Origin of the sequence: Rhizobacter sp., assembly GCF_031412075.1 — a bacterium.
GTDB lineage: Bacteria > Pseudomonadota > Gammaproteobacteria > Burkholderiales > Burkholderiaceae_C > Rhizobacter.
Genome location: NZ_JANOCG010000192.1, coordinates 1 through 11,447, shown reverse-complemented (window position 1 = coordinate 11,447; position 11,447 = coordinate 1). Strand labels below are relative to the sequence as shown.

General features: G+C 67.4%; 9 protein-coding genes. 7 read left to right on the top strand and 2 right to left on the bottom strand.

Translation table 11 applies throughout. From position 1 onward, the window contains the following. On the top strand, positions 1 to 477 hold a 477-nt coding region (locus RMO40_RS06700), incomplete at its 5' end, for an SDR family oxidoreductase (RefSeq protein WP_309718056.1). 4 nt (positions 478 to 481) lie between these two features. Beyond that, complete coding sequence (locus tag RMO40_RS06695; protein WP_309718054.1) at positions 482 to 2,776, top strand: DUF5916 domain-containing protein; 2,295 nt, start codon at positions 482 to 484, stop codon at positions 2,774 to 2,776. A gap of 106 nt (positions 2,777 to 2,882) precedes the next feature. On the opposite strand, the gene rbp is transcribed toward RMO40_RS06695, so the two are convergent. Continuing rightward, positions 2,883 to 3,392 carry an RNA-binding regulator gene (rbp, locus tag RMO40_RS06690; protein WP_309718052.1) on the bottom strand — a complete coding sequence of 170 codons (510 nt, stop codon included), beginning with the start codon at positions 3,390 to 3,392 and terminating at the stop codon, positions 2,883 to 2,885. A 256-nt stretch (positions 3,393 to 3,648) separates the two neighbouring features. Here rbp and RMO40_RS06685 point away from each other — a divergent pair, with 256 nt between their 5' ends. The 5 genes from RMO40_RS06685 (at position 3,649) to RMO40_RS06665 (ending at position 10,478) form a co-directional block, all read left to right on the top strand. Next, positions 3,649 to 4,449 (top strand): helical backbone metal receptor, encoded by an 801-nt coding sequence (locus RMO40_RS06685; protein WP_309718050.1) that lies wholly within the window; start codon positions 3,649 to 3,651, stop codon positions 4,447 to 4,449. Further along, positions 4,428 to 5,066, top strand: a complete 639-nt coding sequence (locus RMO40_RS06680) for a MarC family protein (RefSeq protein ID WP_309718048.1) — start codon at positions 4,428 to 4,430, stop codon at positions 5,064 to 5,066. Before RMO40_RS06685 ends, RMO40_RS06680 begins: the two co-directional genes overlap by 22 nt. Before the next feature lie 69 nt (positions 5,067 to 5,135). Further along, entirely contained in the window at positions 5,136 to 6,500 is a 1,365-nt protein-coding gene (creD, locus tag RMO40_RS06675) for a cell envelope integrity protein CreD (protein ID WP_309718046.1), read from the top strand. A 55-nt stretch (positions 6,501 to 6,555) separates the two neighbouring features. Next, positions 6,556 to 8,208, top strand: coding sequence for a GMC family oxidoreductase N-terminal domain-containing protein (locus tag RMO40_RS06670; RefSeq protein WP_309718043.1), 1,653 nt, complete (start codon positions 6,556 to 6,558; stop codon positions 8,206 to 8,208). After that, positions 8,208 to 10,478: an EAL domain-containing protein gene (locus RMO40_RS06665; RefSeq protein ID WP_309718040.1), complete on the top strand. Its 2,271-nt coding sequence runs from the start codon at positions 8,208 to 8,210 to the stop codon at positions 10,476 to 10,478. Before RMO40_RS06670 ends, RMO40_RS06665 begins: the two co-directional genes overlap by 1 nt. A 19-nt stretch (positions 10,479 to 10,497) precedes the next feature. On the opposite strand, the gene RMO40_RS06660 is transcribed toward RMO40_RS06665, so the two are convergent. Further along, a partial coding sequence (locus RMO40_RS06660; protein ID WP_309718037.1) for an isocitrate/isopropylmalate family dehydrogenase occupies positions 10,498 to 11,447 on the bottom strand: 950 nt, incomplete at its 5' end.

The window sequence follows — 11,447 nt, the reverse complement described above, 5'->3', positions numbered from 1 at the left end:
GACATCGAGGTCATGCGCCGCGTCTACGAGACCAACAACATCGGCATGGCCGCCACCTTCCAGCCCTTCGTCACCCCGATGCGCGCGCGCCGCTCGGGCACGCTGGTGGGCATCGCCAGCGTGGCGGGCATCCGTGGCCTGCCGGGGCATGGGGCCTACTGCTCCAGCAAGGCGGCCGTCATCAGCTACTGCGAGACCTTGCGCGGCGAGCTGCGCGATGCGGGCGTGAAGGTGGTGACCATCGCGCCTGGCTACGTGGCGACACCACTCACCGCAAAGAACCGCTACAGCATGCCCTTCCTGATGCAGCCCGAGGCGTTTGCCGACAAGTCGTTTGCGGCCATCACCGGGGGCGTGAGCTACCGCGTGATCCCGTGGCAGATGGGCCTGGTGGCCAAGCTCATGCGGCTGCTGCCCGACGCGCTGTTCGACCGTGTGCTGGCCGGTCGGCCACGCAAACAACGCCAGGGTGAATGACGGCGTGAACTGGTGGCGTTGGCTGGTGACGGGCGGGCTGAGCTTGCTCGCGGGTGGGGTCGTCGCATCAACGGCCTCCTACCCAGACGGCGTGCGCCCGCAGGCGGTGCGGTTGGCCGTTGACGAACCGGCCTTGCGCATCGATGGCCGCCTCGACGAGGCCGTGTGGCAACGCGCGCCGGTGCACGACGCCTTCACCCAGTACCTGCCGGTCGAGCGCTGGCCGGCGCCGATGCGAACCACGGTGCAGGTGGTGGTCGACGACAGCGGCATCACCTTCGGCATTCGCGCTTACGACCCCAACCCGGCCTTGATCCGCGCACCGCTGGTGCGCCGTGACCAGGTGATGCGCGACCAGGACTTCGTCTCCATCGTGCTCGACCCGGTCGGCGCGCGCCAGTCGGCGCAGTTTGTGCGGGTCAATGCGGCGGGCGTGGTGGCCGACGGCATGTTCATCGCCGACACCGACACCGAAGACTTCGCACCTGACTTCGAAACCGAAGCCGCCGTGCAGCGTGAGCCCGATGGCTACAGCGTCGAGCTGCGCCTGCCGCTGCTGGCGCTGCGCTACCCCTATGCGGGCGGCGGCGCCTGGCGTTTGATGGTCACGCGCAGCGTGCCACGCGAGGCCAGCGTGCTGCTGCTGAGTGCACCCCTGAGCAAGGACGCGCTCAGTTTCATCAGCGAGCTGCAAGCGGTGGCGGGCCTCGAAGACGTGACCGACCGGGTGCGCGACCGCGACGTTCTGTCGGTGCGTCCCGAGCTGACCGCGCGCCGAACACGCGGCGAGCAGCGCGCCAACGAGCTGTCGCTGGGGGCCGACATCAAATGGCGCCCGCGTGCCGACTGGGTGTTCGATGCCACGCTGAATCCCGACTTCTCGCAGGTCGAGCTCGACACGCCGCAACTCGCGGGCAACACCCGCTTTGCACTCAGCGTGCCCGAGAAGCGCGCTTTCTTTCTCGAGAGCACCGATGTGCTCGACCTGCCCTTGCCGGCGTTCTACTCGCGCTCGGTCACCGACCCGCGCTGGGGTGTGCGTGCCACCTGGCGCGGCGCTGGCGCCGATGCCACCGCGCTCAGCCTGAGCGATGCGGGCGGTGGCCTGATCCTGCAACCCGGCGCCTACGGGACCGGTGTGGCGCTGCAAGACGCCCGCTCGCAAGCCACGCTGCTGCGCGCGCGCTGGCATGCGGCGGCGGCCACGCTGGGCGGCCTGGTGTCGCAGCGCGACTACGGCGACGGCCGCGACAACCGCGTCGCCGGTGCCGATGTGTTGTGGCGTGCCAGCGGCCAGGATCAGCTGCGGGTGCGCCTGCTCGGCTCGCAGACCACCGCGCTGTTTGATGCCGACGGTGCGCCCCACACGGCACCGCGTGAAGACGGCCACCACACCTTGCTGTCGTGGTGGCGGCGCACACCGGGTTGGAACATCACCGCCGAGCTGAGCGACGTCAGCCCGCGTTTTCGCAACGACAACGGGTTCGTCGAGCAGGCCGGTGTGCGTACCCTCAAGACCGAGCTGATCCGGCGTTTCGGCGAGCGCGAGCTCGCGCCGCTGGGCGCCTGGTCGGCCTTCACCGCTTATGAATTCGAAGCCACGCTGGCGCTCGAACAACGTTCGGCCTTGCGCGATGCTCCTGCGGGCATGGCCGGCGGCGAGACGGTGCTGCGGCACATCCACCCCGGCCTGTGGTGGGCGGCCGCGCTGAACACCGAAGCGTGGTTGCAGCTGCACCTGAATGCCGAGCGCGCCAAACCGGCCAGCGCGGGTGGGCGGCTGCACCCCTCGCGCAGCCTGGCGTTGGGGTATGGCGTCAACCCGGCGCCCTGGTTCACGCGCTTCAACGCCGAACTCGAAGTGGGTGAGCGGCTCGATGTCGAAGCCGACCGTGTCGGGCGCGGGGCGGTCTGGTTGTTCGAAGCCAAGCTGCGCGCCGGTTTGCCCAACGGCTGGGGCCTAGAGTCGGAACAGCGTGTGCAGCAGGGTTTCATCCAGGGCCGTGACGGCCAGCGGGCGCTGACCGACACCGCCGCGCAGTGGCTGGGTGTGCTGCACCTGAGTGCGCGCGACTCGCTGCGCGTGTTGTGGCAACGCAGCCGGCTGGCACGCGCCGAAGACACAACGGCCGCCGTGCCGGCGAACGCTTCGCGCGAGACCGTGGCATCCCTCGTGGCCCAGCGGCGCTTCGGTGTGGGCCGTGTGCTGAGCGCCGGGTTGAGCCGGCAAAGCCGTCAGCCACCACGTGCGCTGGAAACCGAGCTGTTCATCAAGGCGTCGTTCGAGCTGATGCCCTGAAGGAGTTTGCCCTGATGGGCGCCGGCATGAAAAAAGCGGTGGGTGCTTGCGCACTCACCGCTTCTCGATGAAACGCTTCAGTGAAGAAGCGGTTCAGCAGCTGGTTTCAGTAACCGCCGCGGCTACCGCCGCCGCCGCCACCACCGTAGCCGCCGCCACCACCGCCGGAACGGCCACCGCCGCCACCGCCGTAGCCGCCACCACCGCCGGAGCGGCCACCGCCGCCACCGCCGTAGCCGCCGCCACCGCCGCTACCACCACCCGAGCCGCCGCCGAAGCCGCCGCCACCGGAGCGGCCACCGCCGCCACCGAAGCCACCACCACCGCCGGAGCGACCACCGCCGCCACCGAAGCCACCCGGACGCTCTTCACGCGGGCGGGCTTCGTTGACAACCAGGGCGCGGCCGTCGAGGGCCTGGCCGTTCATGCCGTTGATGGCCGATTGGGCCTCGGCGTCCGAGCCCATTTCCACGAAACCGAAGCCCTTGGAGCGGCCGGTGTCGCGATCCATCATCACCTTGGCAGATGAGACAGTGCCGAACTGTGCGAATGCTTGTTGGAGATCCTCGTCGCGAACGCTGTAGGCGAGGTTGCCGACGTAAAGTTTATTGCCCATGGAGAGAGCCTTTCTTTCCTGAAGTCACAGAGAACAAATTTGGAGCTTTTACCTATCCTGAACCATTCAAGCGAAGGCGCTGCATCCATACCGGGAATTTCCATTATCAAGTAATTGCGCAAAGCGGTGCAAATAGTGGAAAGCCCTGCAATACGTCCTAGTTGAAAGTGTTGTTTTCCCAGCCTGACATTCGACGGTGCTGTTTCGGTCCGCACCATCCCTATGATCGCAAGGCCCCACTTGCAGCCCTGGCCCCATGAACACGCGCATCGCCAGCCTGGTTCCCAGCCTCACCGAATTGGTGGTTGAGCTGGGTTTGGGCGATCAATTGGTGGCGCGCACGGGTTTTTGCATTCACCCTGCACCGCGATTGCGCGATGTACCCAAAGTGGGTGGCACCAAGGATGTGAATCTCGCCAAATTGAAGCAGCTGGCGCCCACCCATGTGCTGCTGAATGTGGATGAAAACCGCCTCGATACCGCTCAGGCGCTTCAAACCCTCGGCGCCCAACTGGTGGTCACCCACCCCTGCGACCCGGAAGACAACCTGGCCCTCATCGACCAGTTGGCCCAGGTGTTTGCCGACCTGCCGGGCGTGGCGGAGCGTGCGCACCAACTGCGCTCAGCCATGTCAGATGAATTGGCGCAGACCCAGCCGGCCGCTCGCGACCCCTGCCGCGTGCTCTACCTGATCTGGCACGGGCCGTGGATGACAGTCGCGCGCGACACCTACATCTCGCGCATGCTGGCCCGCGTCAACTGGCTGAGTGAGCCGGCGCTGGACGGCGGTGAGCGTGGTGCCGCGCGTTACCCGGTGCTGCGTGGCGACGAGCCCTGGCTGGCCGACGTCGAGCGGGTGCTGCTCAGCTCCGAGCCGTTCAATTTCACCGACGACCACCTGCACCAAGCCCAGGCGTTGTGCCCGCAGGCGCAGGTTCAGCGGGTCGACGGCGAGCTGCTCAGCTGGTACGGCCCACGCGCGCTCGCGGGTTTGCGCTATCTGCGTGAACTGGCCCACCACCAACAAAATGCCCCATGGACATCTACAAACCGCTGATCGCCTTGCTCGCCATCGTCAACCCGATCGGCGTGATCCCCTTCTTCATTCACTTCACCGAAGGTTTCACCCGCGAGCAGCGCAAGCGCACCATCCGCGTGGCGGCGTTCAGTGCTTTTGTGGTGATTGCCGTCAGCGCGCTGGCCGGGCTCAAGATCATCGAGTTCTTCGGCATCTCGCTGGCCTCGTTCCAGGTGGGCGGCGGCACGCTGCTGCTGATCTCGGCGCTGCAGATGCTCAATGCGCAGCCGGCCGAAACGCGGCCCGAAGACGTCAACGAAGGTGACACCAAGGTCGATGCCGGCGACAGCATCGCGGTGGTGCCGCTCACCATCCCGCTGCTCACCGGCCCGGCCACCATCTCCACCATGGTGATCTACGCCGACAAGACCCGCCACTGGTGGGAGCTGGCCTTCCTGGTCGGCTATGGCGTGGTGATCGGCATCGCGGTGTGGCTGGCCTTCAGTGCCTCCGGGCGCATCGCCAAGGTGTTGGGCAAGACCGGCATCAACGTGATGACACGCCTGATGGGTTTGATCCTCGCGGCACTGGCGGTCGAGGTGATGTCGGACGGGTTGATCAAGCTTTTTCCCATCCTCGCCAGCACGGTTCGCTGACTTCACCCAGGCTTCATTCGCACTTCATGGCCCGGGGCGACATTGCGTCGCTTCAACCCTGGAGCCTGAATGAAAGTCAACCCGCTCGTCGCCAAGACATTTGCCATTCTCGTCATCGTGGGCCTGCTGATGCTGGCCTTGGGCCGCATCGGCACCCTGGCCGACGAGCGCCAACAACGTTTCCGCGAAGCCGAGGCGAGCGTCGAGCACAGCCAGGCGGGCCGCCAGGCGCTGCTCGGGCCGGTGTTGCACAGCGCCTGCGTCGAAGAGTGGGAGGCGGTGAGCGGCGAAGGCAAGGACCGTGTCACCACCACCGGCCGGCGCGAGTTTGACCTCAGCGCCACGCCGCGCTTGCTGAGCGTGCAGGCCAAGGTGGCGATGGAGCCGCGCTACCGCGGGCTGTTCAAGATCAACACCTACTCGGCCAGAACGGTGTTGAAAGCGCAGTGGGCACCGCTGTCGGCCTTGCGGCCGGTGGCCGAGCACAAGGACTCGCGCCTGAGCTGCCAGCCGCCGGTGCTGACGGTCGGCGTGAGTGACGCGCGTGGCATCCGCCAAGCGGTGGTGCAGGTGGGTGGCGACAGCCTGCCGGTGCGCGCGGGCACGGCGCACAAGAGTCACCCGCGCGGTTTTCACGTGCTGTTGCCAGAAGCGCTGCGCCAATCGGAGCAGCTGTTCAGTGCCGAGGTGACGCTGGAACTGGTGGGCACCACCGACCTGGCCGTGGCCCCCGTGGCCGACGACACCCGCATGCAGCTCGACGCCAACTGGCCGCACCCGTCGTTCGGCGGGCGCTTTCTGCCGGTCACGCGCGAGGTGCGGGCCGATGGTTTCAGCGCGGCGTGGCAGGTGTCGTCGCTGGCCACCACCGCGCCGCTCGACTTTGTGCGCGGCGCGGCCTTGTGCACCACCGAGCGCGCCGAAGGCAAGTGCATCGAGTCGTTCAATGTCTCGTTCATCGACCCGGTCAACCCCTACTCGCTGAGCGACCGCGCCATCAAGTACGGCCTGCTGTTCATCGCGCTCACCTTCGTGGCGGTGGCCATGGCCGAGGTGATGCGCCGGCTGCGCGTCCACCCCATCCAGTACCTGCTGGTGGGCTCGGCCTTGTCGATCTTCTTCCTGCTGTTGCTGAGCCTGTCTGAACACTTGCCGTTCGCGCTCTCCTATGCGCTGGCCAGTGCGGCCTGTGTCGGCTTGCTCGGGGTCTACGGCAGCCACCTCCTGGGTGGGTGGCGTGCGGGCCTGGGCTTTGGTGCGGGTGTGGCTGCCTTGTATGGCGCGCTCTACGCGTTGTTGCAAATGGAGCAGACCGCCCTGGTGATGGGCTCGGTGCTGCTCTTTGTCGTGCTGGCCGCGGTGATGCTGCTGACACGCCGTCTCGACTGGTACAGCCTGTTGCGCACGCCAGCAACACCTGCGGCTTTGGAGTAAGCAAGCGAGAGGTTTCGAAGGCTAGACTCTGCGGCGAACAGCAGAGCGGCCTTCCGTGACCCCCTCCATCTACGACTACATCATCTGCGGGGCCGGCACTGCCGGCTGCCTGCTGGCCAATCGGCTCTCGGCCGACCCGACCAAACGCGTGCTGCTGATCGAAGCCGGCGGCAACGACGACTACATGTGGATCCACATTCCGGTCGGCTACCTCTATTGCATTGGCAACCCGCGCACCGACTGGTTGTATTTCACCGACGAAGACCCCGGCCTGAACGGCCGCAAGCTGCGCTACCCGCGTGGCAAGGTGCTGGGTGGCTGCTCCAGCATCAACGGCATGATCTACATGCGCGGCCAGGCGCGCGACTACGACCACTGGGGCGCTCTCGGCAATGAGGGCTGGAGCTGGCGCGAGTGCCTGCCGGCCTTCATGAAGCACGAAGACTTCCACAAGGGCGCCGACGCGGTGCACTCCGCGCCCGGCTTCGACCCCAAAGGTGAACGTCAGGGCGGCGAGTGGCGCGTCGAAAAGCAGCGCCTGCGCTGGGACGTGCTCGACGCGTTTGCGCAGGCCGCACAAGAGGCCGGCATCCCGCACAGCAACGACTTCAACCGCGGCGACAACGAAGGTGTGGGCTACTTCGACGTCAACCAGCGCAGTGGCATCCGCTGGAATGCGACCAAGGCGTTCCTGCGCCCGATCGAACAGCGCGACAACCTGCAGGTCTGGACTGGCGCGCACATCTCGCGCGTGCTGCTCGACGAGGGCGACGGCAGCGAGCGCCGCGCCATCGGCGTCGAGGTGTTGCCACACGGTGGCGGCGAGCCGATCCAGGTCAAGGCACGCGCCGAGGTGATCCTGGCCACCGGCGCCATCGGCACGCCGCAGATCCTGCAGCTGTCGGGCATTGGCGCGGCGAGCCTGTTGCAACACCACGGCATCCCGGTGCAGCACCACCTGCCCGGGGTGGGCGGCAACCTGCAAGACCATTTGCAGATTCGCGCGGTCTACAGCGTGCAAGGCGTGAAGACGCTCAACACCCAGGCCAACTCGCTGTGGGGCAAGGCGAAGATCGGCCTTGAATACGCCTTCAAGCGCAGCGGCGCGATGAGCATGGCGCCCTCGCAGCTGGGTGCGTTTACCCGAAGCAGCCCCGAGCAGCCGCACGCCAACCTCGAATACCACGTGCAGCCGCTGTCGCTCGACGCCTTTGGCGAGCCGCTGCACGCTTTCAATGCGTTCACCGCCAGCGTGTGCAACCTCAACCCGACCAGCCGCGGCCAGGTGCAGATCCGCAGCCATTCGCCGCATGACGCGCCGAGCATCCGCGCCAACTACCTGAGCACCACCGAAGACCGCCGCGTGGCGGCCGATTCGCTGCGTGTCACCCGCCGCATCGTGGCCCAGCCGGCGCTTGCCAAATACAGCCCGCAAGAAGTGAAACCGGGCCCGCAGTTCCAGACCGACGAGGAGCTGGCCCAACTGGCCGGTGACATCGGCACCACCATCTTCCACCCGGTGGGCACGGCCAAGATGGGCCCCGAGTCCGACCCGCTGGCGGTGGTCGACGCCCGCCTGCGGGTGCACGGCGTGCGTGGGCTGCGCGTGGTCGACGCGAGCGTGATGCCCACCATCACCAGCGGCAACACCAACTCGCCCACGTTGATGATTGCAGAGCGTGCAGCCGCCTGGATTCTGGCGGGCTGATGTTTCTTTTCGACTACACCAACGCACTGTTCTTCAGCTCGGCCGTCAACCTGATTGTCGGCATCGCGCTGCTGCTGGCCTGGCGGCGCGACCCGCGCCAGCTCTTCTCGCGCGACCTCGGCTGGGCCTACCTCGCGCAGATCTGCGTGCCGCTGGCCTACTTCACGATGCGCCAGCCGCAGCAGGCGTTGCAGATCGTCGGCACGGTCGCAGTCGTCACCACCTCGGCGCTTTACCTGGCCCTGGTGATGCTGGGCAGCGCGCGGCTGGCGGGGCTGGCGCCCACTCGGGTGCAGAGCGGCGCGGTGTTCGTGAGCTTGCTGCTGCTGGGGTTGGTGCTGATCCAGGTGCACCCGCGACTGGCACAGTCGGTCAGCGCCTGCCTGCACGTGGCCGCCGGCGTCGTGGCCACCGGCTGGTTGTGGCGGCTCGGTGCCGGCGAGCGGCTGGTCGGTTTGATGCTGGTCCTGGTAGGTGCCAACCAGTTTCTGTTTGTGGTGATGGGCGAGCCCGGGCTGGGTCTGCAGCTGGCCATTGCCGGCGTTTTGCGGCTGACGCTGGGCTTGTCGCTGTTGCATGCGGCGGTGAGTCGTTCGCTCGATGAATCGCGGCGCCTGCGGCAGCGCTTCCAGCAGCTGACCGAACGTTCGCACCAGGGCGTGGCCGTGGTGCAGGGTGAGGAGCTGACCTATGCCAACCCGGCGCTGTTGCGCATCTACGGCCTGTCGTCGCTGTCGGAGGTGAACACGCTGTGGCGCGACGCGACCATGCCCGAAAAAGAGCGCGCCCAGGCGCGCGAGCGGCACCGCCAGATCGTCAGCGGCGAGCTGGCCCAGGCGAGCTGGGACGGGCAGCGCTACCGTTTCGACGGCACGCCGATCCACCTGCGGTTTTCGGCCTGGCGGATCGACTGGGACGGCAAGCCCGCCGAGCAGGTGGTGGTGACCGACGAGACCGCGCAGCACAACGCCACCCAGGCCTTGTTGCACCAGGCCACGCACGACGAGCTGACCGGCCTGCCCAACCGCAGCGCCTTGTTGCAGCGCCTGCGAACGCTGTGCGCCGTGCCCGACAACGCCTTCGCACTGGTGCTGCTCGATGTCGACCGCTTCAAGCTCTTCAACGAGGCACATGGCCACACCGTGGGCGACGAGGTCTTGCGCACCTTGGCCACCACGCTCGAGCACACCCTGCACGGCGAGGCCGAGGTCATGCGCCTGGGCGAAGACGAGTTCGCCCTGCTGGCCCACCGCGCCGGTGATGAAGACACCGCGCAGGCGCTGACGCAGCGTGTGCGCAAGCGGCTGTCGCGTGCCCTGACCGTGCACAGTCACGAGTTTTTCCTTGACGTGTCGATGGGCGTGGCGCTCTACCCCACGACCACCCGCAACCCCGAGGCCTTGCTGCGTTCTGCCAACGCCGCCATGCACCAGGCCAAGGCCGTGCCCGGCACCTCACTGCAGTTTGCGCAAGAACGTTTCGAGCGCGGCTCGGGCATCGAGCTCGACGCCGAGCAGGGCTTGCGTGCCGGCGTCAGCAACGAAGAGTTCGTGCTGTTCTACCAACCCAAGATCGACGCGCGCAGCGGCGAGCTGGTGGGCTTCGAGGCCCTGGTGCGCTGGGACCGCCCGGGCCTCGGCCGCATCGCGCCCAATGACTTCATCCCTGCGGCCGAACGCACCGGCCTGATCGTGCCCCTGGGCCGCCTGATCCTGGCGCAGGCGTGCCAGCAGTTGGCGCTCTGGCAAGCCGAGCTCGGCACCGCGTTGCCTGTGGCGGTGAACGTCTCGCCGCTGCAGTTGCTCGACGCCGGCTTTCCCGGCATGGTGGCCAACACGCTGCAGCAGTACGGCGTGCCGCCCACGCTGTTGACGCTGGAGATCACCGAAAGCGCTGCCGTCACCCACCTGGAGCAGGCGCGCGACCAGATCCAGGAGATGCGCGCCCATGGTGTGGAGGTGGCGCTCGACGATTTCGGCACCGGCTTTTCATCGCTCAACCTGTTGCGCAGCCTGCCGGTGAGTTCGGTCAAGATCGACCGCTCGCTGATCGAGCCGCTGCCGGCGGTCGATGCGTCGGCGGTGGTGAAGGCCATCTGCCAGCTCGCCGGGGTGTTGCGACTCGACGTGGTGGCCGAGGGCATCGAGACCGAAGCCCAGGCCGAGGCCGCGCGCCAAGCCGGCTGCCACGTGCTGCAGGGCGCGCTGTTTGACGTGCCCTTGACGGCAGAGCAGGCGCTCGAGCGGCTGAAGAGCGCGCGCGCCGCCTGACGAGCCTGCTGCGTTCGGGTCAGCCCGCGCTGACGCGGCTCACCACCGCCTTCGCATACGCCGCGGTGCTGGCCGTGCCGCCCAGGTCACCGGTGCGGATGTTGTCGATGTTGAGCGTGTCGGCGATGGCCTTGCGCACCCGGGTGGCCTGGTCGTGCAGCTTCACGTGGTCGAGCATCAAGGCCGCGGCCAGCAGCAAGGCGGTCGGGTTGGCCAGGCCCTTGCCGGCGATGTCGGGCGCCGAGCCGTGCACGGCCTCGAAGATCGCTGCGTCGGCGCCGATGTTGGCGCCCGGTGCCATGCCCAGGCCACCGACGAGCCCGGCCACCAGGTCGGACAAGATGTCGCCAAACAGGTTGGTCGTGACGATCACGTCGAACTGGTAGGGGTTCAACACCAGCTTCATCGCGCAGGCGTCGACGATGATGGTCTCGAGCACGATGCGGCCCTTGTACTTTTTCTCGTACAGCTCCAGGCCCGTCTCCAGGAAGATGCCGGTCAGCGCCTTCATGATGTTGGCCTTGTGCACCAGCGTGATCTTCTTGCGGCCAGTGGCGATGGCGTGTTCGAAGGCAAATTCCAGCAGGCGGCGGCTGCCGGCGCGGGTGTTGATGCCGGTGGCCATGGCCACGGCGTGCGGGTCGCCGTCGATCTCGATGTAGTGCTCGTGGCCGATGTACAGGCCTTCGAGGTTTTCGCGCACGATCACGAGGTCAATGTTGTCGTAGCGCCCGCCGGGGGTGATGGTGTGCGCCGGGCGCAGGTTGGCGTAGAGCTTGAACTCCTCGCGCAGCCGCACGTTCGACGAGCGGTAGCCGCCGCCCGATGGGGTTTCGAGCGGGCCCTTCAGCGCGAGGCGGGTGCGGCGAATGCTGTCGAGCGTCGCCGCCGGCAGCGGGTCACCACTGGCTTGCACGCCGCCGAGGCCGGCGATCTGGCGGTCCCAGACGAACGGCGCCTTCAGCGCAT